The 23,529-nt window shown below is 53.3% G+C and carries 26 protein-coding genes; 8 read left to right on the top strand and 18 right to left on the bottom strand.

Annotation, left to right across the window (positions count from 1 at the left end):
• Nucleotides 1-94: 94 nt before the first annotated feature.
• From ACPT9Q_RS06285 to ACPT9Q_RS06250, 8 genes are all read right to left on the bottom strand, one after another.
• Nucleotides 95-2,248 carry a hypothetical protein gene (locus ACPT9Q_RS06285; protein ID WP_427365273.1) on the bottom strand — a complete coding sequence of 718 codons (2,154 nt, stop codon included), beginning with the start codon at nt 2,246-2,248 and terminating at the stop codon, nt 95-97.
• 790 nt (nt 2,249-3,038) lie between these two features.
• A complete protein-coding gene (gene hepT, locus ACPT9Q_RS06280) occupies nt 3,039-3,428 on the bottom strand; it encodes a type VII toxin-antitoxin system HepT family RNase toxin (RefSeq protein WP_427365272.1) in 390 nt (129 codons plus the stop codon).
• 38 nt (nt 3,429-3,466) lie between these two features.
• Nucleotides 3,467-3,958: a type VII toxin-antitoxin system MntA family adenylyltransferase antitoxin gene (gene mntA / locus ACPT9Q_RS06275; protein ID WP_427365271.1), complete on the bottom strand. Its 492-nt coding sequence runs from the start codon at nt 3,956-3,958 to the stop codon at nt 3,467-3,469.
• A 790-nt stretch (nt 3,959-4,748) separates the two neighbouring features.
• The gene (locus ACPT9Q_RS06270; protein WP_017874415.1) at nt 4,749-4,949 is read right to left on the bottom strand and encodes a DUF2283 domain-containing protein; all 201 of its coding nucleotides are present in this window, start codon (nt 4,947-4,949) and stop codon (nt 4,749-4,751) included.
• Entirely contained in the window at nt 4,927-5,199 is a 273-nt protein-coding gene (locus tag ACPT9Q_RS06265) for a DUF4258 domain-containing protein (RefSeq protein WP_427365270.1), read from the bottom strand. Before ACPT9Q_RS06265 ends, ACPT9Q_RS06270 begins: the two co-directional genes overlap by 23 nt.
• 529 nt (nt 5,200-5,728) lie before the next feature.
• Entirely contained in the window at nt 5,729-6,016 is a 288-nt protein-coding gene (locus ACPT9Q_RS06260; RefSeq protein WP_427365269.1) for a GIY-YIG nuclease family protein, read from the bottom strand.
• Nucleotides 6,017-6,389: 373 nt separating this feature from the next.
• Complete coding sequence (locus ACPT9Q_RS06255) at nt 6,390-6,893, bottom strand: hypothetical protein (RefSeq protein WP_427365268.1); 504 nt, start codon at nt 6,891-6,893, stop codon at nt 6,390-6,392.
• The gene (locus tag ACPT9Q_RS06250; protein ID WP_427365267.1) at nt 6,814-7,272 is read right to left on the bottom strand and encodes a nucleotidyltransferase family protein; all 459 of its coding nucleotides are present in this window, start codon (nt 7,270-7,272) and stop codon (nt 6,814-6,816) included. Before ACPT9Q_RS06250 ends, ACPT9Q_RS06255 begins: the two co-directional genes overlap by 80 nt.
• Nucleotides 7,273-8,243: 971 nt before the next feature.
• Between ACPT9Q_RS06250 and ACPT9Q_RS06245 the strand changes: the two genes are divergently transcribed.
• Together ACPT9Q_RS06245 and ACPT9Q_RS06240 are read left to right on the top strand one after the other, a co-directional pair.
• Nucleotides 8,244-8,591 carry a nucleotidyltransferase family protein gene (locus ACPT9Q_RS06245; protein WP_427365266.1) on the top strand — a complete coding sequence of 116 codons (348 nt, stop codon included), beginning with the start codon at nt 8,244-8,246 and terminating at the stop codon, nt 8,589-8,591.
• Complete coding sequence (locus ACPT9Q_RS06240; RefSeq protein ID WP_427365265.1) at nt 8,588-9,091, top strand: hypothetical protein; 504 nt, start codon at nt 8,588-8,590, stop codon at nt 9,089-9,091. Before ACPT9Q_RS06245 ends, ACPT9Q_RS06240 begins: the two co-directional genes overlap by 4 nt.
• A gap of 810 nt (nt 9,092-9,901) precedes the next feature.
• Here ACPT9Q_RS06240 and ACPT9Q_RS06235 read toward each other — a convergent pair.
• From ACPT9Q_RS06235 to ACPT9Q_RS06225, 3 genes are all read right to left on the bottom strand, one after another.
• Nucleotides 9,902-10,279 carry a DUF5615 family PIN-like protein gene (locus ACPT9Q_RS06235; protein WP_427365264.1) on the bottom strand — a complete coding sequence of 126 codons (378 nt, stop codon included), beginning with the start codon at nt 10,277-10,279 and terminating at the stop codon, nt 9,902-9,904.
• A 4-nt stretch (nt 10,280-10,283) separates the two neighbouring features.
• Nucleotides 10,284-10,517 carry a DUF433 domain-containing protein gene (locus ACPT9Q_RS06230; RefSeq protein WP_427365263.1) on the bottom strand — a complete coding sequence of 78 codons (234 nt, stop codon included), beginning with the start codon at nt 10,515-10,517 and terminating at the stop codon, nt 10,284-10,286.
• Nucleotides 10,518-11,115: 598 nt separating this feature from the next.
• Nucleotides 11,116-12,117: an IS110 family transposase gene (locus ACPT9Q_RS06225; RefSeq protein ID WP_427365262.1), complete on the bottom strand. Its 1,002-nt coding sequence runs from the start codon at nt 12,115-12,117 to the stop codon at nt 11,116-11,118.
• 498 nt (nt 12,118-12,615) lie between these two features.
• Between ACPT9Q_RS06225 and ACPT9Q_RS06220 the strand changes: the two genes are divergently transcribed.
• Nucleotides 12,616-12,972 (top strand): DUF4258 domain-containing protein, encoded by a 357-nt coding sequence (locus ACPT9Q_RS06220; RefSeq protein ID WP_427365261.1) that lies wholly within the window; start codon nt 12,616-12,618, stop codon nt 12,970-12,972.
• Nucleotide 12,973: 1 nt separating this feature from the next.
• Complete coding sequence (locus ACPT9Q_RS06215) at nt 12,974-13,150, top strand: DUF2283 domain-containing protein (protein WP_017874196.1); 177 nt, start codon at nt 12,974-12,976, stop codon at nt 13,148-13,150.
• Nucleotides 13,151-13,715: 565 nt separating this feature from the next.
• On the opposite strand, the gene ACPT9Q_RS06210 is transcribed toward ACPT9Q_RS06215, so the two are convergent.
• The 3 genes from ACPT9Q_RS06210 to ACPT9Q_RS06200 all read right to left on the bottom strand — a co-directional run bounded on the left by ACPT9Q_RS06210 (nt 13,716) and on the right by ACPT9Q_RS06200 (nt 15,801).
• Entirely contained in the window at nt 13,716-14,120 is a 405-nt protein-coding gene (locus tag ACPT9Q_RS06210) for a HEPN domain-containing protein (protein WP_427365260.1), read from the bottom strand.
• Nucleotides 14,098-14,448, bottom strand: a complete 351-nt coding sequence (locus ACPT9Q_RS06205) for a nucleotidyltransferase domain-containing protein (protein ID WP_427365259.1) — start codon at nt 14,446-14,448, stop codon at nt 14,098-14,100. Before ACPT9Q_RS06205 ends, ACPT9Q_RS06210 begins: the two co-directional genes overlap by 23 nt.
• A 1,116-nt stretch (nt 14,449-15,564) precedes the next feature.
• Entirely contained in the window at nt 15,565-15,801 is a 237-nt protein-coding gene (locus ACPT9Q_RS06200) for a DUF5615 family PIN-like protein (protein WP_427365258.1), read from the bottom strand.
• A gap of 171 nt (nt 15,802-15,972) precedes the next feature.
• Between ACPT9Q_RS06200 and ACPT9Q_RS06195 the strand changes: the two genes are divergently transcribed.
• A complete protein-coding gene (locus ACPT9Q_RS06195; RefSeq protein ID WP_427366732.1) occupies nt 15,973-16,332 on the top strand; it encodes a nucleotidyltransferase domain-containing protein in 360 nt (119 codons plus the stop codon).
• Nucleotides 16,316-16,711 (top strand): HEPN domain-containing protein, encoded by a 396-nt coding sequence (locus ACPT9Q_RS06190; RefSeq protein WP_427365257.1) that lies wholly within the window; start codon nt 16,316-16,318, stop codon nt 16,709-16,711. The genes ACPT9Q_RS06195 and ACPT9Q_RS06190 overlap by 17 nt, the downstream gene beginning before the upstream one ends.
• Before the next feature lie 1,052 nt (nt 16,712-17,763).
• On the opposite strand, the gene ACPT9Q_RS06185 is transcribed toward ACPT9Q_RS06190, so the two are convergent.
• Both ACPT9Q_RS06185 and ACPT9Q_RS06180 read right to left on the bottom strand, forming a co-directional pair.
• Nucleotides 17,764-18,153 (bottom strand): PIN domain-containing protein, encoded by a 390-nt coding sequence (locus ACPT9Q_RS06185; RefSeq protein ID WP_427366731.1) that lies wholly within the window; start codon nt 18,151-18,153, stop codon nt 17,764-17,766.
• 5 nt (nt 18,154-18,158) lie between these two features.
• Nucleotides 18,159-18,392: a DUF2281 domain-containing protein gene (locus tag ACPT9Q_RS06180; RefSeq protein ID WP_427365256.1), complete on the bottom strand. Its 234-nt coding sequence runs from the start codon at nt 18,390-18,392 to the stop codon at nt 18,159-18,161.
• A gap of 492 nt (nt 18,393-18,884) precedes the next feature.
• Here ACPT9Q_RS06180 and ACPT9Q_RS06175 point away from each other — a divergent pair, with 492 nt between their 5' ends.
• Entirely contained in the window at nt 18,885-19,211 is a 327-nt protein-coding gene (locus tag ACPT9Q_RS06175) for a nucleotidyltransferase domain-containing protein (RefSeq protein WP_427365255.1), read from the top strand.
• Entirely contained in the window at nt 19,208-19,594 is a 387-nt protein-coding gene (locus ACPT9Q_RS06170) for a HEPN domain-containing protein (RefSeq protein ID WP_427365254.1), read from the top strand. The genes ACPT9Q_RS06175 and ACPT9Q_RS06170 overlap by 4 nt, the downstream gene beginning before the upstream one ends.
• A 2,089-nt stretch (nt 19,595-21,683) precedes the next feature.
• Here ACPT9Q_RS06170 and ACPT9Q_RS06165 read toward each other — a convergent pair.
• Together ACPT9Q_RS06165 and ACPT9Q_RS06160 are read right to left on the bottom strand one after the other, a co-directional pair.
• Nucleotides 21,684-22,808: a glycosyltransferase family 4 protein gene (locus tag ACPT9Q_RS06165; protein ID WP_427365253.1), complete on the bottom strand. Its 1,125-nt coding sequence runs from the start codon at nt 22,806-22,808 to the stop codon at nt 21,684-21,686.
• Nucleotides 22,809-22,821: 13 nt separating this feature from the next.
• A complete protein-coding gene (locus tag ACPT9Q_RS06160; protein ID WP_427365252.1) occupies nt 22,822-23,502 on the bottom strand; it encodes a class I SAM-dependent methyltransferase in 681 nt (226 codons plus the stop codon).
• Between the last annotated feature and the right edge of the window lie 27 nt (nt 23,503-23,529).

Here is a 23,529-nt window from a genome sequence, read left to right as displayed (position 1 = left end):
ATCCGTCCTCTTGAGATAGGGCCGGAGAGTTTTGCCCTACCCTTGACCCTCTCGACCTCAGGGCAAGAGAAGAACGCCACACGGCACAGCTCAATTATATACTACGAAGGGGACAAAAGAAAGTTTCGCCCCGGAATTCCTTTTCAGGGGTTTCCCGGAGGCGGCGGAGAGGCCCCGTCCCCTCCACCACCGCCACATCGATTGCCCCTACACAGCTGCTGCTGCAGCTCCAGCCGTCCCAGGAAGAGGGAGCGCTTTGTTTGTCGAGCAAGCACACCTGAACGCGCTCGGGCGCTGAGTCCTTGGATAACTGCAGAATAATTTGGCTCGAACTACCGGGAATAGACAGGATATTCAGACGCCAGACAAGGAGGAGGTCGCTGCCAGTTATAGGCCCGGTACTATTCGGATACACAAACTCTAAGCCCACATGAGGATTGTCAAAACCAAGGCGCATCACGTCGTTTCCAGGGGTAAACGTTATACTTCCTCCGTCTTTCCCTTCAAGGTGCACGACAAGGTATACCTCAGAGAGAGCAAGTGGGTTGTAGAGGGTGTAGGGAATGAACACTTCGCCTAAAGGGTTAAATTCTGCCTGACTGTCTGTGGTCCCGAAGTAGGGCTTGGAAACGTCGGGAATACCCGTTGTTCCGGCAAGACGCACATAAGCCTTCGATGCGGCGAGGATGTTTTCTCGGGGGAGATTCCGCAAGCTGTCCAGGCTCGTCAGGTTGTTGACCTTAACAAGGTATACCTCGACCTCGTATTGCCCCAAAGGAGCAGAATTTGCAAAGGCCAGGAAAAACCCGTGCGTGGAACTCCCCTGAAGGGCCATACCGGTAAGACCTTCTCCACAGCCGTAGTACCCTATCCACCTGCCCTCGCCATCGGTGCCAAGATAGCGAATGTCATCCCGGTACTTCTGGAGTGTGCTGGAGGTGCTTGTCAGGATGTCATCCAGCGCTTCGGCAGCGTCGAAATAGCCTCCCTGGCCGGAAAAGAAGGGGATAACACCCACATCCCCTTCTTGGAGCACCCCTTGAGGCGGCTTAATCGCAAAGAGGAGCCCAAAACTGGTATTTGCTTCATTCCCCATCACCTGGACTATAACACTTGCTACGACCATGTTCTGGTTCGAAATCCCCCCGAAATCGTCAACGAAAACCTGTATTTCGGGGCTGCCAACCTGCGAGGTGAGCTCCACCTGCTTCACCACCTTTGCCAGAGCCCGGCCCCGAAAGCTCAAGAGGAGCTCGTCTTCGTTGTTAATACCACCCACATCCACGAGGTAAAACGTCAGAGTGTATTTTCCCAGGGGTAAGCCATCGGCAAACGCCAGGCCCACGTTGGCGCCAAAGCTCGTACCAACCGTGATTCCCTTAAGTCCTCCCCCAAAACCACAGTACCCGATCCACCTGCCACTCTCTACACCGAGAAACGCAAATCCAAAGGAACCAACGGGGAGAAAACTTCCTTCCCCAAGACTTCCAGGACCACTTGCCTCAAGGACCACCACGAAAGACTTTCCCCAGAGACGGGGATCGTTCTGAGGGTTATGCACCCTGACGTACAGGTCAACTGCTCGCGCAGAAGTGTAGACCTTTGCAGGAGTCGTCACGTCAAAAGAGAACCCGCTCCCGTACTGGGGCTGTATCGCAGGAGTAAAGGTCGTCTGAGGAATGGTCACGATGTTGGCCGCAAGCCGTGTAACATTGCTGTCCTTAAGGGGGTCAGCTCCTCTCTGCAGAGCTTTCCTGATTTCTTCTACGAGTTTTGCAAACTCCTCTTTTTGTGCCAGGGAATTCAATTCTTCCTCGGTAAAAGTCTCGCCTTTCTGCACCTTCATAAAAGCCACAACGGCAAGAGCCGTACTCTCGAAGTCGGTATTGCCAACGTTTTTGCGTTCTCCCTCCGCAATCCTTGCAACCGGCGCGTAGACTGTGATCGACCGGCTCTCCACCTTGACCAGGTACGGACCACCTGAAGGAGTGACAATCCGGTATATACCCTCTTTCGTCGTCCTGCCAGAAGCGATGACCTCTTCAGTCACCATTGAAAGAACGTACACACTCGCATCTGCAAGCGGGACGAAATTCGAATCCTTGAGCGCCTGTTCCCCGGGAAGAACCGCTCTTCCCTCGATGACACCGTGACCCTTTGGGGGAAGCGGGCTCAGGCCTTGGAAACATCCCGAAAGCAACACTACAAGACAAAGCACCACGAGAACCGGGAAGAATCTCAAGCGCATACCTTTCTGCCCCCTCTCTGCAAGCGTTGGGAAAATAGCGCTTTTTTAGAGGGATACCATAGATTCCGGACGAGTTCAAGGATTTCGAAGTTCTTTTACCGCTGCAAAAAACGAGATGAAGATATCTGGCGGTGTTACCGAGTAGAAGCAGAAAGGTTGAGACAGGCGTGCATAAGCCATGAGAGCAGCAAGGCTATATACCAGATCGCAAAATTTTTCTTTTACCAGGGTGTGGAACTGCTTCGGGGCTCCGTCCCTTGCAGTGACCCCCTGCCGTGTCATTGTGAGGTCGTGGTTTCGTTTCCGAAGCAATCTCGCTTTTTGTCCCCCACTCGGTCACTGCGAGCTTCGCTTGTTCGTTGAGCAAAGCAATCGCGCTTTCCGTAGTCCTGAAACCGCTTCGTCGCTTCGCTCCTCGCAGTGACAAAGAAAGAGCTCCTCGCAGGTGACAAGGAAAGAGCTCCTCGCAGTGACCCTCCATTTGTCACCGCGAGCTCGTCGTTTCGTCTGCGAAGCGGTCTCTGAGACTGCTTCGCTCCGCTCGCAGTGACAAAAAGGGTGAAGCAGTCTCACTTCGCTCCTCAAAATGACGGAAAAAGAATTGGCTCGGAATGGCAGTCCCGGGCCCATCACGGCCCCGGCAATGGCGCAGAAGCGTGGTTCAAGGCGGCAGAAACGGGGCATCCCTCAAAGCGGCAGAAGACCTCCCCTTTCCGGTATCAGAGAAAAGAGCGGATTCCTGAAGCTGTGCGACCTGGGCAACTCAGGGTGGGGATGAGCTCCAGGCCCCCTAATCCACTCCGGTATTTCCGGCACTACTCTGGCCCTCAAGCCAGGCTGTAACTTCGCCGATGAAACCCGGGAAGACCCGGAGAGCCTTCTTGTAGTGAGCATACACCAGTTCATGGTCCAGTTCCATATACCCGTGGACAAGGATATTGCGAAATCCTCCTAAGCCGCGGAGCTCCCGGTAGAGCTGCTCGCTGATGACCCTCTGCCGCCAGAGTTCCTCGAGAATCTTCTCGTATTCGTCCACGGCAATGCGAAATGCCCCAGCAAGAATGTGGTTCCCCGTATCAAGGATTAAAGAAGAGGCAAGCTCCAGGCCCCGTTCCACAAACCACTGAAGGTTGACGTCACGCCGGTACTCCTCAAGGGAAATCGTCTCTTTCTCACGCAACCTGCTGAGGACCTCTTCTAACTTCTGCAAGCGGGCGATTATGCTCTCCCTTTTGAGTACCACCGGCGTACCCTCTCCTGAAAGTACCGGGTCTGCACTTTGCGAAGATAGGCGGTATCCTGGTACCTGCGGATGACGTCGATTTCAAACGAGTTCAGCACCTCTTCATTCTGGGCATAAATGAGCCTGCCCCCGGAAACGACCTCGAACTTCAATGGGAGAGAGGCACGGTTGAGGAGCAAAAGGTCAAAGCGCTCCGTCGATAAAGCGTTGCGGATTACAAGGTAGAGCTCCCTGTATGCCTCAAAAAGCTCATCACCTTTTACGCCTGGCCTGAGGAAAACCGCAAGGTCCACATCAGACCATGTTCCATTATCTCCCCGGGCGTATGAACCGAAGAGGTAGGCGAGGAGCACCTCATTTTGTCCCGCAAAAACAGGGTGCAGTCTCCTCACGATTTCATCGGCATTTACAATGGCTGCAGGCAGTATTTTTCCTGAAGGACCGCGGTAATCCGAAGCTATGCCCACTTCGTCACCCCTCAGACGTTCAATTCAGGACCGCCACACCGACATTGTACACCTTTTCCGTAGCTAAGACCAGGGCGTTCATGCCTTGTACAGGTTTTCTCCTCGTACAGGACTGCACACCATCTGTAGCAACCTCTGAGACTGCTTCGCTTCGCTCGCAGTGACAAAGGAGAAACCCTTGCAGTGACCCCCTGCCGTGTCATTGCGAGGTCGTAGTTTCGTTTCCGAAGCAATCTCGCTTTTTGTCCCCCACTCGGTCACTGCGAGCTTCGCTTTTTCGTCCAGCGAAGCAGTCTCTCCCCTCAGGAGTCATTGCGAGCTCGTAGTCTCGTCCGCGAAGCAATCTCACGAGGTTGCTTCGTCACTTCGTTCCTCGCAACGGCGGGAAATACGTCCGCCGACCTTCGCTTCGTCGCTTCGCTCCTCGCGGTGACAAAGGAAAGAGTCACTGTGACTTTTTGCGGGTCATTGCGAGCTCGTCGTTTCGTTTGCGAAGCAATCTCTTCCTCAAGAGCCGGGATTGCTTCGCTTCGCTTCGCTCGCAACGGCGAAAAAATACCGCCGGATTGCTTCGGGGGCTTTGCCCCCTCGCAATGACTGGCGAAGGTGTCACTGCGAGGTCGTAGTATCGCCTCCGAAGCAGTCTCTCACCTCTGTGGTCTTTACATTGTTTTGGGTCTTTGGACCTCACGGCGTCTTTGTGTTCAAAGCCAGGTCCCCCGGGGGCAAAGTTGCCTTCAAAGGAAGGGAAACCCCGTGACAGCAAAGGGAACCCCAAAGGAACGTACCTCTAAAGCAGGAGGATCTCGGGGACTTTGCCCCTGGCGAATTTCCGGGAAAAGGAGGGGAACTCCAGGGCGATGATGCTCCCCTCCTTGCTGTAGTCAATCACCATCCCCGGTTCCTCAACGTACTCGCTGTAGGCTACCTGCTCCTCAGAAAACCGTATCTCGAGGAGGTCACCCTCCTTATCGTACAGAATCCTGATCATGTTCCTCCCTCGCTTTGCGAAGCCTCCGGTCAAAGAAAGCGCTCACCAGTAAAAACGCCCCTTCTTTCTCCCATCTCCCAAGAACCCGCAGGAACTTCCCCTCGAATCCCCGGACGTAATGGATGAGCTCGGGGTCGTTTCTATCCCGCAAGGTAAGCTCCGGTTCAAGGACGACAAGGCGCACCAGCTCAAGAGGGATATTTCGCTGCGAAAGCTTCTCCCGAGCATGAATGGTGAGCCGAATTTCCACCTCTCCCACAGTCCCATTATACTATAACCCCGTTCCCCGAGGTTTTTCAGTACTCTGCAACCCACCCCTGTCATCACAGGATTGCTTCCCTGTTTTCCCCTGCCACTGCAATGCAGTTCTGGGACTGCTTCGTCGCTTCGCTCCTCGCAGTGACAAAAGAGAAACCCTCGCGGTGACAAAACAAGGAAATCCTCGCGGTGACCTCCGGTGAGTCATTGCGAGCCTCGCCTTTTCGCCTGGCGAAGCAATCCCGCTTCTCGCCCTTTGGGCGGTCATTGCGAGCTCGTAGTCTCGTCTGCGAAGCAATCTCGCCTTTTACCCAAAGGCTGTCACTGTGAGGTCGTCTTTTCGTTTCCGAAGCAGTCTCGCCTCCCAGGAGTCATTGCGAGCCTCGTTTTTTCGTCTGCGAAGCAATCTGAGATTGCTTCGCTTCGCTCGCAACGGCGAAAAATACTGCCGGATTGCTTCGCTTCGCTCGCAGTGACCCACAAAGGTCACTGCGAGGTCGTGGTTTCCGAAGCAGTCTCCCTCAGAGTTCCTCGTAGAGGTCTCTCCACTGGGGGTTGAAGGCGTTGATGAGGGCGATTTTCTTCGCCCTTGAACCACCTTTGATTCTCTTCTCCCGGAGAATCGCCTCTTCCGGGTCATCGAAGACCTCAAAGTATACGAGCTTCACCACGTTGTACCTGGCGGTGAATCCGGGAACCGCTTTCGTTTTGTGTTCCCAGACCCTCCGCTTCAGGTCACCGGTCACTCCAGTGTAGAGGACGGTATTTCGAGGATTCGTCATGATGTACACGAAGTACTGGCGCTTCACGGCAAAAGCTTACTCAAAGGACTCTCTTTTGGGAAGGGGGCTTCTGGGGGGTTTCCTGTTCATCGCTCTTTTTTGGTCAACGCAAAGGTGTACGCTTGCCTGTGGAAGCCTGTGGAAAAGCCTCGGGGACTGCTTCGCTCCGCTCACAGCGACCTTTTATTTGTCACTGCGAGGTCGTCGTATCGTTTCCGAAGCAGTCTCGCTTTGTGCCCCCATGCAGGTCATTGCGAGCCTCGTTTTTTCGTCTGGCGAAGCAATCTCTCCCTTCCTGAAAAACGAGACTGCTTCGCTTCGCTCGCAGTGACAAAAAAGGTGAAGCAGTCTCAGCCTGAAATGCCCGGAAGAGACTCAGCAAAAAGGGAAGGGCCTGGTCCTATGCCTCTTCTAACCTCTGGGCGAGTTCGCGTAAAAACTCGCCGAAACTACCAATTTCCTCCCGGAAGGCCCGGTACGTACCCTCCAGGTCCTCAAGAAGAGGTCGCATCCTTTCCCACTCCAGGAGATACCCGTAGACATTCCGGAACACGTGCCGAAACCTCAGGTACACCTCGAGCTTCTTTTTGAGTTCCTCAGAAATCACCGCAGGGCGGACCTCAGGAATGGCTATACTCATCCTGAAAAGGAGCCTTTTGTGCCACCCGGGGTCTTCCGTTTCCCTCGTCCCATCGATGTCCCGGGAAATGAGCTCAAAGATATCCTCAACGATGGTGTAGAAATCATGAAGCAGGCTCCCCAGCCCTCTGAGGGCAAAGCGGTCAGGTTCTTGAGAGGTGTAATAGACGACTTTCTCCCTGGCCTCATCGACCACAGTCTCCAGGGAATGCAAGAGGCTCTCGATTTCCCCAAGGAGCGAAAGTACCGCTTCCCTCTTCCCCATAAAGCAGAACCCCATTCCTCAGGATGGTTTCTTTGAGCGGAGGCGAGCAGGCATCAAGGTCCACAAGGTCCACTTCGAAATCGCCCATCCGGTTGACCTCGGCAAGAAGGCGGAAGTACTCTCCGGGGGGAATGCCCTCGGCCGCCAGGTCGATGTCCGAGGAGGGACCAAAACCCCACCGGTGCTTCAGCGAAAAGGCCAGCGACCCAAAGAGGTACACCCTTTTGGCCTTCCCCTTTTCAACCAGGAATTTCGCGGCAGCAAAGGCCACCTGGAGAGCTCTCTCCGCCCTCTTTCTCTCCTCTTCTTCCTCGGCCTGTATTCTCCTTTTCCAGGCGCAGAGATACAGGGCAATATCAGGCACTTTCACAGGGTCCATTATATCACAGCCAGGATACGTCCAATTTCTGTGCCCTGGAGCCCTGAGGTGTGTTCAGGATGCAGAACACCGGTTGAGGGATGAAACCATTTGGAATTCCTCGCCGCTTTGCATTTTCATAACAATCCCACCGTGGTCAGGGGGTCCTTGAGGCGGGGTACCTCACTGCCGCTTCGCACCTTTGCAATGACCCCCATTTTGTCACTGCGAGGTCGTCGTTTCGCCCTTTTCTCTTGTCACTGCGAGGTCGCATTTTCGTCTCCGAAGCAGTCTCTCCTCAGAGATTCCTCGCCGCTTCGCGGCTCGGAAGGACTAAAGAAGAAGGGCTCAGAATGACCGGTCAAAAGAGTCACTGCGAGGTCGTGGTATCGCCTCCGAAGCAGTCTCGCTTTGTGCCCCCAGGCGGGTCATTGCGAGCCTCGTTTTTTGTTTGGCGAAGCAATCTGAGATTGCTTCGCTTCGCTCGCAGCGACGGAGAGTCTGTCGGGTTGCTTCGGGGCTTCGCCCCTCGCAACGACAAACAAAAAGAGTCATTGCGAGCTCGGAGTTTCGTCTGCGAAGCAATCTCTTCCTCAAGAGCCGGGATTGCTTCGGGCCTTCGGCCCTCGCAATGACTGGCGAAGGTGTCACTGCGAGGTCGTAGTATCGCTTGCGAAGCATTCTCAACCACCAGATTGCTTCGGGGGCTTCGCCCCCTCGCAATGACTTGGGGGAGGTCACTGCGAGGTCGTAGTATCGTTTCCGAAGCAGTCTCAGAGATTCCCTGCCGCTTCGCGGCCCGGAAGGATCGAAAAAGAAAGGCCCGGAAAGACAAAAAGCAGCAAAACAACCTCAGAGGCCTGAAACTCCTGTCGGCCGTCCTCCGATGCCAAAAAGTAAGAAGCCCCAAAAGCTCCTCTGTGGTATCATGGTATATGCCGGGTCTCATCAAAGGGCAACCCTTAAAGCCGGGCAATGTATTTTCCGGGAGGATGGCAGTGGGAAAATTCTCCACGCATCTCTGGACGAGGTTACTTGAGGAAAAGCGCGAAAATCGAGAAAGGGAGAGGATGGAAACCCTCGAAAGCGTCTGCAAAAGCCTCAGAGAGTATTTTTCCCTGAAAAAGGTTCAGGCAGTGTACCTCTGCGGCTCTCTCACAAGAGAAGGGGAATTTGATTCCTTCTCGGACATCGACGTGGCGGTGGAAGGTCTTGAAGAAGATTACTTCACAACACTCTGTGAGCTTGAAGAGCTCCTGAAAAGAAACGTCGACCTCATAGAGCTCAGAAGGTGCCCCTTCAGGGAGCGAATCCTTAAGGAGGGCGTAAGGGTACTGTGAGTAGAGGAAGGATTGCGCTCCTTCTTGCCTACCTTAAAGAACAGTGGAGGGTGCTTGAGAGGATATACACCGGGCTCCAGGAGCTCAGTATACAAGGCGAAAAGGACACGGTTTATGCGGGGTATCTCCTCCATAACTTCTACACTGCTTTCGAAGACCTCATGAGGGAGGTCGCCAGAACCTTTGAGAACGCCGTGGACGACACCGCACGATACCATCGGGAACTTCTGAAGAGGATGAAACTGAACGTGGCGGGTATCCGTCCGGCGCTCGTCTCCGAGGCATCCTTCAGAATTCTCGACGAACTCCGTGCCTTCAGGCACGTCTTCCGGCATGCTTACGGGTACGAACTGGAGAAGGAAAAAGTGGAGCACCTGGTGAAGAAGTTGAAGGAAGGTATTGGCAGCATCAGAAAAGATGTCGACGCCTTCAGGGCATTCCTCGAGGAGGAACTGAACCCCTCTCCACCTGAGAGCACAGACCCCTCCAAACACCAATGACCTTGGACACCATGCCTTTACACGGGATATCCGGTTTCCCAAGGACATCCTGAATGCCTTTCAGGGGAAAAAGGGCCATTGCACATCGAGCCCACCGCGAAGTTCTATCCAGGTAGTCATCGCAAGCCTCGTTGTTTCGTCCTTTTTCTTTGTCGCTGCGAGCCTCGTTTGTTCGTTGAGCGAAGCAATCTCCTCTCTCACCCTGTGGGAATACGAGACTGCTTCGTCGCTTCGCTCCTCGCAGTGACCTTTTATTTGTCACTGCGAGCTCGTCATTTCGCTTGCGAAGCATTCTCAACCACCAGATTGCTTCGGGGGCTTCGCCCCCTCGCAATGACTTGGGGGAGGTCACTGCGAGGTCGTAGTATCGCTTCCGAAGCAGTCTCGCTTCTTTCACCTTTCAGGCGGTCACTGCGAGGTCGTAGTGTCGCTTGCGAAGCAGTCTCTCCTCTCAGGAGTCATTGCGAGCCTCGTTTTTTCGTCTACGAAGCAATCTCACGAGGTTGCTTCGTTACTTCGTTCCTCGCAACGGTGGGAAATACGTCCGCCGACTTTCGCTTCGTCGCTACGCTCCTCGCAGTGACAGATAAAGGAATCCTCGCAGCGATAAAGAGGAAAACCCCTCGCAGTGGCCCCCAGCAGGTCATTGCGAGCCTCGTTTTTTTGTTTGGCGAAGCAATCTGAGATTGCTTTGCTTCGCTCGCAGTGGCGTAAAAAGTGAGCTCGGAATAACCGAAAAAGAGGGCAAAGCAATCTCGCAATCGAGCTACTCTTGATGCCTCAAATAGAGGAACCATTGAGGGGATATCCTCAGAGTTCTATCGGGAGCCTCCGGATCCGGACGGCGTGCTCCTCCACAGTCACCGCACAACCCCGAAGGAGGAACGACTCAACCTGAGGAACCACTTCAAGGAGCCTCCGGGCAACGGTTTCAGGCTCTGGAAAGGGCAAACGCAGGGTGACAAGGCTCGGAGAGGAGTATCCCGAGAGCGCCAGAAGAACCGAGAAGTCCAGGTCCTGGGTGATGACAACCCGCTGTTTTCGGCAAGCAAATGCAAGAACCTCGAGGTCCTTTGCGCTGGCAGGTAAAACCTCCGATACTCGCAGGATGTCCCAGCCCTGTTCTTGAAGCAATCTGACGGTTTTAGGGGAAATGTTCATGTCGGCGAGAAAACGCAAAGTCGCCATACCCTCAGGCGCCCGGCACAATGTGGTATTCTTCGGCAACAACCCAGGCGGCGTACTTTACCGCCTGCCGGACATCTTCTTCTTCAAGCTCCGGGTATGCCTCAAGGATTTCCTCAACCGACCTTCCCCCGGCAAGCATTTTTAAAATTACGCTCACTGTAATCCTTGTGTTGCGAATAGTCGGTTGCCCCAGACAGACACTCGGATCAACGGTGATGCGGTCGAGTTTCTCCGGCATCGTCTTTCCCCCTTCTTGAGAGTCCACCTCGTAGTATACCCCGACTCCACCCCGACGACAACGAGTGGGGAAACCCGACCCGTGCCACTCCAGGCATATTTTAGAGCAAGGCAATCACCGCAAGGCTACGGCATCGCCTCAAAAGCAACATTGAAAAACAGGATTACCCCGGGGACTTTCGACCCCTCGCAAGGACCAGAAAGGGTGTCACTGCGAGGTCGTCTTTCAGGCGGAGTCACTGCGAGGTCGTCGTTTCGTTTGCGAAACAGTCTCGACTGTCAGCGGTCATTGCGAGCCTCGTTTTTTCGTCTGGCGAAGCAGTCTCGTGAGATTGCTTCGCTTTGCTCGCAACGGCGAAGAAATACGCCGGATTGCTTCGCTTCGCTCGCAACGGCAGGAAAAGCACCTGCCGAACTGCTTCGCTCCGCTCGCAGAGACAGATAAAGGAATCCTCGCAGTGACAAAGGGAAAGCCCTCGCGATGACCCCCGCTTTGTCACTGCGAGCTCGTAGTTTCGTCTGCGAAGCAGTCTCAAAAGCACTCCGAAAATACCGGATTGCTTCGGGCCTTCGGCCCTCGCAATGTTCTGTGTTCAAAGTCAAGTCCCCTGGAAGGCAAGACTCCTTTTCCGTTCTAAGTAATGGGGATCATAGGGAATCCCACTCCTCAGGATGGCAAAGATCTGCCGCAGGAGCTTATTGGCTACGGCAATCAGGGCCACCTTCTTGGGTTTTCCCCGGGAGAGTAGGCGTTCATAGAGCATCCTGCACTGCTCATTGAACCGGGAAGCACTGAGGGCCGCAAGGAAAAGGAGCTTCCGCAGGAAGGGATTCCCCCTTTTACTCAGCCAGGCCCGTTCCTTCCTCTTCCCGGACTGGTCTATCTGGGGAGCAAGACCCAGAAAGCTTGCGAGTTCCTTGCTCCTTGCAAAGCGGGTGAGGGGCGAGAGGATGCCCAAAATGGCACAGGCCAGCCTCTTCCCTACCCCAGGGATGCTCAGAAGGAGCCTGTACTCTCTTGGGGCATACTGGAGGGCCAGGTCTTCAGCTTCCTTCTCTAAGGTCCTCAGGGTCTCTTCGATTCTCTGGAGTTCCTCCTCGTAGAGCTTTTGGAGCCTGGGGTGGGGGAAGGGATGGTGATGGAGGGCCTCCAGGTGGTTGAGGATTTCGGTCCTCCTTTTCTGGTAGTCCTCGATGGTCTTCTGGATCTCCTCAAGGAGGTAGGCCTTCTTGTCCCTGGGGACGAAGGGTGGAGGGGAGGCGAAGAACCCGAACTGGGCCAGGATCCTGGCATCCACAGGGTCAGTCTTGGCTCTTTTCTGGAGCATCTCGGCGTACTTCTTCACCACGAAGGGGTTGACCACGCTCACCGGGTAACCTCGCTCTTTGAGGAAGAGGGCGAGCTTCAGGTGGTAGACCCCTGTGGCCTCCATGACGAAGAGGACGCTGCTCATCTTCCCAGGGAGGTACGGGGTGATTCGCCGCAGAAGCTCCTCGGGAGAGGAAGGGACGGAGAAGTCCCGGAAGCGCTCCCCGTCAAAGAGGCTCACCGCACACCGCTCCTTCCCCACATCAATGCCCACCACGAGTTTCCTCTTCACCAGTACTCTCCTCCTTTCTCTTCGTCTTCCTGTATCCTCCCTCTCTCAGGCTCTCATCGTGCACCATGCAGGCTCTTCCGCCTCATATTCTGTCAAGCCTTGGGAGAGGGGAAGGTGGGGGACAGCATTGCGAACGGTCTTCACCGACCATGACAGTTAGGCGTCCTTCTCCCACCTTCTCTTCTTCCTTCTTCATAATACATCGAATAAATGGTTTACCAGGAATTTAATATACGATGACTGGCAGGGGGTGTCACTGCGAGGTCGTCTCTTCGTTCCCGAAGCAGTCTCGCTTTTTTGCTCCGACAAGAGAGTGTCACCGCAAGCCTCGTCTTTTCGTTCGGTGAAGCAGTTTCTCCGAGGTTCCCCACCACTTTGCAGCCTCAGAAGGACAGGAAGGGGAGTGGCCCGAAACGACCGAAAAAGGGTACAAGCGGAAAACCGACCCTTAAAACCCCTGCGGAAGAGCCTACATGGTATAATAGGCGCGATGGAGGTATGTCGGGCTTCAGCATTGAGGAAGTCAGGTCGTGTGCGAGGGGAAGGCTGTACAGCATAAACGCCCGGGGGGAAAGGATCAGCGTCCTCTTCCTCCATCACGCTTTAGAGAGGGTGAAGAAGTGGTCCCTTGCAGAAGAGCAGGTCCTGGAAACGCTCCTTTTCCCCGAAGAGGTTGTCACCGGGCACGGCAAAAGGTATATCGCCCACAGAAGGTACGAAGGCTCCCATCTTGTCCGGGCTATTTATGAATACGACGGCAATACACCGGTGCTCGTCACCGTGTACTTCCCCTATGCCGAGCGGTACTTCCAGGGAGGTGAAGTCTCTGAAGATAAAATACTCGAGAGAGGCTGATGTGCTCCTGATAGAGCTCAGAGAGGGCCATCCAGCGGACTCCATAGACCTGAAGGAAGGGGTTATTCTCCATCTTGACGAACGGGGTCTTCCCCTGGAAATAGAAATACTCGACGCCTCGAAGCTCACTTCGCTTGAAGAAATCCACATTATGGCGCCCCTTGAAGCCGTCCGCTGAATCCGGGTTTTTGCGTTTCCCATACACCCTGCAGTAGCCCTCAAGGTTAAAGACCGGTCCTCGATCAGCCCACACCGGACTCCTGGACTTGCAGTGCTTCTCCTGCCGTGTTGTTGCAAACTTGTCGTTTTGCTCTTTTTCTGCTACTGCGAACTCGTTGTCTCGTTCGCAAAGCAGTCTCCAAAATTGCCTCGGGGCCTTTGACCCCTCGTAACGACAGAAAAGCAATGCCAGACTGCTTCGCTCCGCTCGCAGTGATCTTCCATTTGTCACTGCGAGCTTCGCTTTTTCGCCCAGCGAAGCAGTCTCCCCTCTCCCCACCTCGTGGAAATGCGAGATCGCTTCGTCGCTTCGCTCCTCGCGGTGACAAAGTATGGGGTCACTGCGAGGTCGTCTTTTCGTCTCCGAAGCAGTCCCGCCTTTTTGCCCCAACAAGAGAGTGTCACTGCGAGCCTCGTTTTTTCGTTTGGCGAAGCAGTCTCTCCTCAGAGATTCCTCGCCGCTGTGTGACCTGGAAAGACAGGAAACATGGAGAAACGGCGGTCGGCGCAAAACAGTGGAACCATTATCCTGAGTCCGAAGAAACACGACCCAGAACTTCCCGGACCCTCCCGAGAACCTCCCGGGCAATAGCCAGAGCTCTCCTGGCATCTGCAGCCGTGGGCTCTCCCTCCGGTAAAAGCCCAAGGTCGGCGGGATAACGGGATTCGATGTACAGGCCGTTCAAGAACTCAAGTTCCTCTTTATCAAGGGAAAGGCTCTGGTACCGCCTCCTGACCCTCTGGTACAGAAAAACGAGGTCATGGGTTTTCGGAGGGTTCACTTTCTGGTTCCAGAGTAACCCCTTCAGGAGCTTTTCCACGCTCTGCTGGGCGTGAAAGGAGGCCAGGCGATATATCCCCTGGTTGTAGAGTACTTCTGCCGCCTGCAGGTCTTCCCGGGCATAGTCAAACCAGGGGTTTCTGTTCATAGAGCACTTTCCCCGTGGAGAGGACCTCCCGAATAAAGGGCGATCCTTCTTTGCGGAGGAATTCCACTTCTTCCGGGGTCAGGACGATGACGTCAAGGGGGATTTTTCGGGAAATACCCCTTAAGGCTTCCACCCGCCGGTTCACCCTCCGTTCCCCGGTTCGTTTAATCACCAGAAGGTCGACGTCGCTCTCGCTGGACCCTTCGCCCTTAGCCAGGGAACCGAAGAGTACGATTTTCTCGGGATGGTACTGCCGCACAAGCCTCTCCACAATTCTCGCCAGTTCTTTTTCCCAGGTTTTGCCTGCCGGGTAAGCGCGCTTCCTCATCACGAACCCCGCCTTCATTGTAGCACAATGGTGCTTTCGAGTTTTCTCCATCCGGTCGCAACGTCGAACCCCTACTCTCCAGAAGAAACGGTCGCACATTTCCTGTTACTTCGCCGTTCCGCTTCCTGCAGTGACCCTTCTGCTGCGTCACCGCAAACTCGCCTTTCCACTCTTCCCCTCTGCCACCGCAAGGCCACCGTTTTGCCCTTTTTCTCTGCCACTGCGAGGTCGTAGTTTCGTCCTTTCCTCTTGTCACTGCGAGGTCGTAGTATCGTTTCCGAAGCAGTCTCGCTTCTTTCACCTTTCAGGCGGTCACTGCGAAGTCGTAGTGTCGCTTGCGAAGCAGTCTCTCCTCTCAGGAGTCATTGCGAGCCTCGTTTTTTCGTCTGCGAAGCAATCTCACGAGGTTGCTTCGTCACTTCGTTCCTCGCAACGGCGGGAAATACGTCCGCCGACTTTCGCTTCGTCGCTCCGCTCCTCGCAGTGACAAAGGGAAAAAACCCTCGCAGTGACAGAGAAAGAAACCCTCGCAGTGACCCCCAGGCTGGTCATTGCGAGCTCGTTTTTTCGTTTGCGAAGCAATCTCGCCTCTCAGGGGTCACTGCGAGCCTCGTTTGTTCGCTTGGCGAAGCAGTCCCGCTTTTTACCCGAGAGTTGTCACTGCGAGCTCGTCTTTTCGTTTGCGAAGCAATCTCAGAGATTCCTCGCCGCTACGCGGCTCGGAAGGACTGAAGAAGGGGTCACTGCGAGGTCGTCTTTTCGCTTCCGAAGCAGTCCCTTCGGATTGCTTCGGGGCTTCGGCCCTCGCAGTGACTGGCGAAGGCGTCACTGCGAGGTTGTGGTGTCGTTTCCGAAGCAGTCTCTTTCCCCCAAAAGGCGAGATTCCTCACCACTCCGTGGTTCGGAATGACGGGTGAAAAGGTTGTCACTGCGAGTCTCGCTTGTTCGTTGAGCGAAGCAGTCTCTGAGATTCCTCGCCGCTTTGCGGCTTCGGAAGGACAGAAAAGCAGTGGCTTCGGAAAGAAGGGAGAAGAATCGGCTTGGAAAGACAGAAGAAGTGGCTCGGAAATATACGAAGCGGCCCTTCAAAGAGAAAACGGCTTCAATGGGATATCCTCAGAGTTCTATGGGGAGCCTCCGGGCAACGGTTTCAGGCTCTGGAAAGGGCAAACGCAGGGTGACAAGACTCGGAGAGGAGTATCCCGAGAGCGCCAGAAGAACCGAGAAGTCCAGGTCCTGGGTGATGACAACCCGCTGTTTTCGGCGAGCAAATGCAAGAACCTCGAGGTCCTTTGCGCTGGAAGGTAAAACCTCCGATACTCGCAGGATGTCCCAGCCCTGTTCTTGAAGCACCTTGATGGTTTGGGGAGAAGAGTGCGCCTCTATTACAACCGGTGGAAAAGTAGCTGATAGATGTGAGAATGAGATACAATAATCCCAAGGGGAGGACAGATGGTTCGTTTTGGCCCCTTCGGGGTATGTCAATACTCAGGGTAAATAAAGCCGGAGTTGATTATTGTGGGGATGAAAGAGTCCAGTCTTGAACTCGCCTGGCAAAGAAAAGAACTTCTCACTCGAGAGTTACAGAAAATCGTGAGTTTTTTGATCGAAAAGTACCAGCCGGAGAAAATAATCCTCTTTGGCTCGCTGGCAAGTGGTGAGGTGAAAGAGGAAAGCGACATCGACCTTTTGCTCATCAAAAACAGCGACAAAAGGCCACTGGAAAGAGCCATGGAAGTCATGGCACTGCTTGGTTATCCCCGCATTGCTCTGGACATCTTCGTCTACACCCCGGAAGAAATCGAGTACCTGAGAAAAGAAGGAAGCCACTTCATCGAAGACATTCTGGAGCGGGGCAAGGTCCTTTATGAAAAGAATCACTGAAGTCTGGTTATCTTATGCCCTTGAAGATTTCATCATGGCCCAGAAAGCCCTTGAAATGGGAATATATCGCCAAACCTGTTTCCATGCCCAGCAGGCCGTGGAAAAAGGGCTCAAGGCCTTCCTTCTTGAAAAAGACATAAAAATCAGGAGAACTCATAACCTTCTGGAGCTGAGCAGTGAGTTTGAAGCTCGCGGTATACATCTACCTGTCGAGCCCTCAGAGCTGGATTTCCTGAATCGTGTGTACCGGTTTCGCTATCCACCTGACATTGGTCTCTTACCGCAGGGTCAGCCAACCCAGGAAGACGCTCAGAAAGCCCTGAGGATTGCCAGAAAAGTCATGGACTGGATCCAGCAAACTCTCACAGAAAGCCGCTAAACCATAAAACAGGGCCTTACCACACCCTCTCACATCGCTTTCACATAGCGCTTTGCAAAACCTCTCATAAGACCTCCCTGGTGTTCATACGTTCTGCGCTGCAGACTCTTGGTCACTCCAGACGTAGAGAACCCGGCTGCCTTTGTTGGTGAGAATGGAAACAGAGTACTCCCTCTGCCCTGGATGGTTCTCTCACTGCAGTAAAATCCGGGATTCCAAAAACAAGTTCGGGGATTGCTTCGGGGGCTTCGCCCCCTCGCGATGACCAACAAAAAGGTCACTGCGAGGTTGTTGTTTCGTCCTTTTCTCTTGTCACTGCGAGGTCGTATTTTCGCCTCCGAAGCAGTCCCATTTTTCGCCTTTTGGGCGGTCATTGCGAGCCTCGTTTGTTCATTGAGCGAAGCAATCTCCTGAGACTGCTTCGCTTCGCTCGCAGTGATCTTCCATTTGTCACTGCGAGCTTCGCTTTTTCGCCCAGCTAAGCAGTCTCCCCTCTCTCCACCTCGTGGAAATGCGAGACCGCTTCGTCGCTTCGCTCCTCGCGGTGACAAAGTATGGGGGTCACTGCGAGGTCGTCGTTCCGCTCGGCGAAGCAGTCCCGCTTTTTACCCGAGAGTTGTCACTGCGAGCTCGTTTTTTCGTTTGCGAAGCAATCCCAGAGATTCCTCGCCGCTACGCGGCTCGGAAGGACTGAAGAAGGGGTCACTGCGAGGTCGTCGTTTCGTTTCCGAAGCAGTCCCTTCGGATTGCTTCGGGCCTCCAGCCCTCGCAACGACAAACGAAAAGTGTCACTGCGAGCTCGTAGTCTCGTCTGCGAAGCAGTCTCTTTCTTTTTAGAATACGATGGTTACTTCATCACTCTGTTCCTCGCAGGACACGGGGGATGCGCGAAACCGCTGCGCTTGTAACGAATAAAAAGCCCTCGCGGTACCACAGGGGAGTATCACCCTCTACCTGGTTCAGAGCTCCAGATTCCCTTAACCATGCAGTAAACAGAAGAAACGCGCTGGTCTCCTGTAACCGGAGTGGCTTGAAAAGAGGCGCGAGGATGTTCAATCGTTCCCGCTCACCAGCTCTCCAGGGGATTTCCTCCCCCGTTCGGTACGATCGAAGTCGGCGCCGAAGCTCACAATCTCTAAGTTATACTTTGTCGCCACCCCATACTGGTATGCATCGTCAAAGTCGAGTCTGAAGCGAGAAGCAGCATCGATAACCATCCCCATATCTTCCGGTAAAAGATGCAAAAGCCGCACGCCGGCGTTACAAATCACATCGTCAAGGAAGTCTCGAAATGCCTGGTGCTTATTTTTTCGGAAAAAGCAGGATGCCGATGGAGTGGAGGGAGTAATCAGAGAGGAACAACCCGTACTTTTCCGGGTGCGAAAGAAATTTCTTTGCTTCTTCAGCGCGTTCCTGTTCCAGGAGGATTTCAAGAAATACATTGGTATCAACGAGAAACCTCACCGTCTCCTACTCTCCAGCGTGCTATGGCATGCTGCAAAGCCACCGAAGTGTACTGGTCGCGTAACTCCCTGAGTGCTCCTGCCCAGGAAAAGAGTGGTTTCTTTGTGGCTTTGCGCCCCCTTTTCTCCAGTAAAAACCGGGCAAAATCCTCCACTTCTTTCTGAAGTTCAGGAGGCAGCGCCTCAATCACATCCCAGATGGTGCTTTCCTTACGCATCTACAAACCCCACTCAAAACGTATTTCTGCTTTGCAATTATAGCACACACCGGGATTCTTCCGTTCTCCTTGCTTACAGTGATGTTTTAGAGGGTGGTCACCCCAAGGTTGCACCGGCATCAAAGCGACTCCTGTTTTTACCCCAGGGTTCTCACCACCGCGAGCCTCTTATGTTCGTTGAGCGAAGCAACCTCCCCACCACAAAATCGAGATTCCTCACCACTCTGTGTTCGGAACGACGAGCGAGGGGGCTGTCTCTGCGAACTCGTACTTTCCTCTGTGAAGCAGTCTCGCTCTTAGAGTATGGGGGTTGCTTTGCTGCGCTCGCGATGACACCCAAAAAGGGGTGAAGCAGTCTGAAATTGCTTCAGCATCTCCCCAAAAACCAAAAAAATCAAAGACCTAACTACCAATGCCCCCTTTAACCCCTTCCCTCTTCATCCAAAGTTCCCTTATAATTAAGAAAGCTAACCGTAGAGGTGTGGACAATCCATGAAGGCGATCCACAAAAAGGCTGTACAGCTTTTTAAAGACAAACTTCAGGAAGTCTACGGTAATCGCCTAATCGCGGTGATTCTGTATGGTTCATATGCAAGGGACGAAGCGGATGAGGAATCTGATATCGATCTTCTCATCCTTCTAAAAGATATAAGTGATTTCTGGAAAGAGGTCCACCGGATTTCGGAGATTGAATCAGAGGTTCTGGAGCTCCTTGATTATCAGGTCCTTATCTCAGCGATCCCAGCGAGAGCCGAAGATTTTTACCGAAAACAGTTACCCATTTTCATGAATGTGAAAAAAGAAGGAGTCTTTGTTTGAAAACCGAAATCGAAAGACTAATCAGAAAGGCCAGAGAAAGCCTTGAAGCAGCAAAGATGTTATTCCGAGAGAAGTACTACGGTTTTGCTGTCTCACGGGTTTATTACGCTATGTTCTATGCAGCTGAAGCAGCTCTTCTCAAAAAAGGGCTTTCTTTTTCGAAACATTCTGGTGTGATAGCGGCTTTTGGGAAGCACTTTGCGAAATCTCAGGTGATTCCCAGCAAATACCACAAAATGCTTCGTGACGCCTTCCGAGCAAGGAACATAGGGGACTATGACTACGAAGAAGAGGTTACGAGAGAAGAGGCTGCAAATATCCTTTCCAACGCCGAAGACTTCCTGAGCGTTATCGAAAATTATCTCCAAAAAGAAGAGTCTTGAGCACTGGACTTCCCCCATATAGGCAAAGAGACTCCGTTTGGCTTCCTCCGCAAGTGGCATAACGTTCTTTCCCGATACACTCAGTTTTTAGGGTTTTGAAGAATGATTCCACGCAAGAGCCCCCATAGCAATTGCCCTTCCGGATAACTTACCCAGAAATCCGCATTCCCTTAAGATACCCTGATAGGCAGGATGCCCATACTGCAATCCCTGATCGGAGTGATAAAAGAACGGAGGATGGTTTCCTTCTTTCTTGAGCTTGCCAGAGGCAATGGTGAGTGCCGGAAGTGAATGCTTCCCCACTTCCTCAACTTACAATCTTGCGAAAGTAGCCAGGGTAACAGCCGGGTAGCCACCTTCTCTCTGGGGAATAGAGGTGATGAGGAGCAAGATGCATTTCTCTTCCACATTGAAAATTCTGGGTGAGATTGGGAAATCTGCGGTGAGAGTGGGAAGATCTGGTGGTTCCTCGATAACCCTTACATCTACCCTGAAGACCCATTGAACGCATCAATTTCGCTACCTCATCCTCACCACAAAAACCCTTCCTGAGTAAAGCGGTATCCTCCCCTCCCATAGTTCCTGTGGCTCTCCCGAAAGGCTTCAGGAAGCCTCATCAGTTTCCGGTTTTATAACCGCTCACCGAAACTTTCGAGCCTTAAGCCGTCTCTATCGAGAAGAGGGGCGCTACCCATCCATAAAACGAAACTTCATCGTGGTGTGGCTCAATGGTTCATGCGCTTTTTAAAATATCCCTTTCTTTCCGTAACTCTCTTGAAATCCCTTTATAGCTGGCGCACAGAGCTTTCTCTTTTGCGAGATTCTTTGCCGGGGAAAGGTTCCTGCGGGTCCTCCCGAAAAGCTTTCTTCCACCTGAAGGTAAGACTTTCCCGTATATCAAACTCAGGCTTCAAGCTACAGACTGCTCTTCCTCTTGGAGAGGCGAAGAATCTCCAACTTGAATTCCCGAACCCTTTCTACGAAACACTTTTCCATTTTCCATTCTTTGGCATCCCTCAACCGATTATACACACAATCTTCCTCCACCAAACTGGGGGAAGTTCAAGGATACTGCCGCAAAATTCAAGAGGTTGTAAACATATTCATCCCAGGTAAACAAAGAGAAACGGTGATTCCGGCTGATACTCAGAGTTAGCAAGAAGCAAAAATCATCCTGAATTGACAAACACTTTGCGCTCGTCATGCTGAACTCGTTTCAAGGTTTCCATCATTCCAGCATCCCCTACCTTTCCTTCCCACTCCGTGCTTTCGATGGAAACTCCGAGATTCCGAAATAAGTTCGGAATAACGGGGTTAGGGAGTGGTCTCTGCGAGGCTGTATTTGCGTTTTCGAAGTGGTCTCGTTTTTTCAAAGCCCCGGCATTCTCACATTCACCGGAAATACACAAGACCGCTTCGTCGCTTTGCTCCTCGCGGTGACAGAGAAAGAGAGCCCTCGCAGTGGTCCCCCAGGCTGGTCATTGCGAGCTCGTTTTTTCGTTTGCGAAGCAATCTCGCCTCTCAGGGGTCACTGCGAGCCTCGTTTGTTCGCTTGGCGAAGCAGTCCCGCTTTTTACCCGAGAGTTGTCACTGCGAGCTCGTCTTTTCGTTTGCGAAGCAGTCTCAGAGATTCCTCGCCGCTACGCGGCTCGGAAGGACTGAAGAAGAAACGGCTCGGAATGACCAATGAGGAGTGCCACCGCAAGCCTCGTTTTTTCGTCCTTTTCTCTTGTCACTGCGAGGTCGTCTTTTCGTTTCCGAAGCAGTCTTGCTTTTTGCCCCAACAAGAGAGTGTCACTGCGAGCTCGTAGTCTCGCTTGCGAAGCAGTCTCAACCACCAGATTGCTTCGGGCCTTCAGCCCTCGCAAAGACTGGTGGGTGGTCACCGCGAGCCTCGCTTTTTCGTTGAGCGAAGCAACCTCCCCACCACAAAATCGAGATTCCTCACCACTCTGTGGTTCGGAATGACGAGCGGGGATTGTGGTTCGGAATGACGGGCGAGAGGAGTGTCTCTGTGAAGCCGTACCTTCGTTTCCGAAGGGTCTCGCACCCTATAAAACCAAGGAACGATCACCCAGCCCCCAACTTCTCAAGCGTACCTCTCGAGAAACCTCCGGTAAATCCTTTCCATCTCCTGCAACACCCGCTCAAGGGAATACGCCTCGACTTTCCTGCGGCTTTCTTCACCCATTCTCTCCCGCAGCCCCTTCGACCCGATGAGCCGTCCCAGAGCCTCAACAAGCGCCCCGACATCCCCCAGGGGAACGAGGAACCCGTTCACCCCATCCTCCACAAGGTCCCGGTTCCCCCGAACATCGGTAGCCACAAGGGGTTTTCCCGCCGCCATCCCTTCAAGGAGCGCCCGGGGGAGTCCTTCGCGCTTTGAGACGAGCACCACGATATCGGAAGCGGACAAAACAGCAGGAACGTCCTCCCTTTTCCCCAGAAAATGCACTCGGGGAAGGGACTCCCGTTCTGCCCAAACCCTCGTCTTTTCCAGAAGCTCCCCATCGCCCACGAAAAGCAGGTGGGCATGTTCAAACCTTTTTGCCACTTCCCTCCAGGCTGCAAGAAGAAAGGAATGGTTCTTGGTGGGCGTGAACTCCGCCACACAGGTCACAACCACCTCGTCATCTCCTATCCCCAATTCTTCACGCAGAGAGGAATTGACGTTGCGGAAGCGCTCTAACTCCACCCCCACCCCGGGGACGAGAAAGAGATTTTCCCCGGGAATAAAGCCCAACCTTTTTCCGTGTTCAAAGTCCTCCTCATTCAAAACGATGAGCGCATCGGTGAAAAAGGAGGCGATTTTCTCGGCGGTGTACCAGAAAAGCCAGGCTTTCCACGAAGCTCCCCGGAAAAAGTGAAACCCATGGGCGGTGTAAAGTACAAGAGGCACCCGGGCTATTTTCGCTGCGATTCTTCCCAGGAAACTCGCCACCGGAGTGTGGGTGTGCACGAGAACATAGCACCTTTCTCGCAAAAGCCGGAAAAGCCTCCAGAAACTCAGGAAATTCGAAAAACTCAACGGGCGGCGGGAAAAGGGAATGGGATGCACCTGGAATCCTTCACGCTCAATCCTTTCCCGAAACCCCGCCTCCCCCGCTGCTACCTCCACTTCGTACCCAAGAGAGCGCAGAAGCTTCATAAAGGGAAGGTGGAAGTAGAAGATGTGGCTGTCGACGGTGGCGAGAAAGAGAATACGGTGGTTCATTGCTCTTTCCCTATCACTCCTTCAAAAATGTCAAAACGACAATCCAGCTGTACTTTTTCAGGAAAGGACAAAGCCGAAAGAGCGCGTCGTCGATATTCCACGATCGCTGGACCAGGCGTCGAAAGTTTTTCCCCAGCAGAGGGCGAAAAGGCAAAAGGGGCAAAATGGACAGGACAAAATGCTTCTTCTCAAGCTTGAAGTACTTCTGGAAGTACTCAAGATCTACAAGCCTCAGGGGGTGTTCAAAAGGGGTACGGGCACCTGGAGTTAAGCGCCTGAACAGGTTAATAAAAGGGTTATGCCCCATTGGTTCGCAGAAAACAGCAACCCCTCCTCTTTTTAAAACCCGATAGAGCTCTGGTATTGCCCTTCGAAGGTCAAGATGGTGTAAAATCGCAATACCAGCAACAAGGTCGAAAAACTCATCAGGAAAGTCCAGAGCCTCAGCATTCATAACCCTGAAATCCACTTGAGGGAGACGGGCCCTGGCCCTCATGATCATCCCCTCAGATATATCGATACCATAAACCTCTCTTGCCCCAGACTCCCACAAACGAAGCGCGACACTCCCCTCCCCACATCCATAGTCCAGGAATCGAGCGTTTTCCGTCTGGAGCCTCCTGAGATATCCATGAATTTCCTGCCAGAAATACCGGTAGGCGTATTCATCAATACCTTCCGTGTAGCGTCTCACCCTCTCCCTTTCTTTTCTCCGACCGTA

Source organism: Candidatus Caldatribacterium saccharofermentans, assembly GCF_050267035.1.
GTDB classification, from domain to species: domain Bacteria; phylum Atribacterota; class Atribacteria; order Atribacterales; family Caldatribacteriaceae; genus Caldatribacterium; species Caldatribacterium saccharofermentans.
The sequence above is the reverse complement of the archived record's forward strand: the minus strand, read 5'-3'. Positions and strand labels throughout refer to the sequence as shown.

Excerpts from the sequence above, each read along its gene's own strand:
- ACPT9Q_RS06285 (WP_427365273.1), bottom strand. The coding sequence starts at position 2,248 with ATGCGCTTGAGATTCTTCCCGGTTCTCGTGGTGCTTTGTCTTGTAGTG.
- ACPT9Q_RS06270 (WP_017874415.1), bottom strand. The coding sequence starts at position 4,949 with ATGATCAGGATTCTGTACGATAAGGAGGGTGACCTCCTCGAGATACGG.
- ACPT9Q_RS06255 (WP_427365268.1), bottom strand. The coding sequence starts at position 6,893 with ATGGGGAAGAGGGAAGCGGTACTTTCGCTCCTTGGGGAAATCGAGAGC.
- ACPT9Q_RS06250 (WP_427365267.1), bottom strand. The coding sequence starts at position 7,272 with ATGGACCCTGTGAAAGTGCCTGATATTGCCCTGTATCTCTGCGCCTGG.
- ACPT9Q_RS06245 (WP_427365266.1), top strand. The coding sequence starts at position 8,244 with ATGGCAGTGGGAAAATTCTCCACGCATCTCTGGACGAGGTTACTTGAG.
- ACPT9Q_RS06235 (WP_427365264.1), bottom strand. The coding sequence starts at position 10,279 with ATGGCGACTTTGCGTTTTCTCGCCGACATGAACATTTCCCCTAAAACC.
- ACPT9Q_RS06230 (WP_427365263.1), bottom strand. The coding sequence starts at position 10,517 with ATGCCGGAGAAACTCGACCGCATCACCGTTGATCCGAGTGTCTGTCTG.
- ACPT9Q_RS06220 (WP_427365261.1), top strand. The coding sequence starts at position 12,616 with ATGTCGGGCTTCAGCATTGAGGAAGTCAGGTCGTGTGCGAGGGGAAGG.
- ACPT9Q_RS06210 (WP_427365260.1), bottom strand. The coding sequence starts at position 14,120 with ATGAACAGAAACCCCTGGTTTGACTATGCCCGGGAAGACCTGCAGGCG.
- ACPT9Q_RS06205 (WP_427365259.1), bottom strand. The coding sequence starts at position 14,448 with ATGAGGAAGCGCGCTTACCCGGCAGGCAAAACCTGGGAAAAAGAACTG.
- ACPT9Q_RS06195 (WP_427366732.1), top strand. The coding sequence starts at position 15,973 with ATGAAAGAGTCCAGTCTTGAACTCGCCTGGCAAAGAAAAGAACTTCTC.
- ACPT9Q_RS06190 (WP_427365257.1), top strand. The coding sequence starts at position 16,316 with ATGAAAAGAATCACTGAAGTCTGGTTATCTTATGCCCTTGAAGATTTC.
- ACPT9Q_RS06185 (WP_427366731.1), bottom strand. The coding sequence starts at position 18,153 with ATGTATTTCTTGAAATCCTCCTGGAACAGGAACGCGCTGAAGAAGCAA.
- ACPT9Q_RS06180 (WP_427365256.1), bottom strand. The coding sequence starts at position 18,392 with ATGCGTAAGGAAAGCACCATCTGGGATGTGATTGAGGCGCTGCCTCCT.
- ACPT9Q_RS06175 (WP_427365255.1), top strand. The coding sequence starts at position 18,885 with ATGAAGGCGATCCACAAAAAGGCTGTACAGCTTTTTAAAGACAAACTT.
- ACPT9Q_RS06165 (WP_427365253.1), bottom strand. The coding sequence starts at position 22,808 with ATGAACCACCGTATTCTCTTTCTCGCCACCGTCGACAGCCACATCTTC.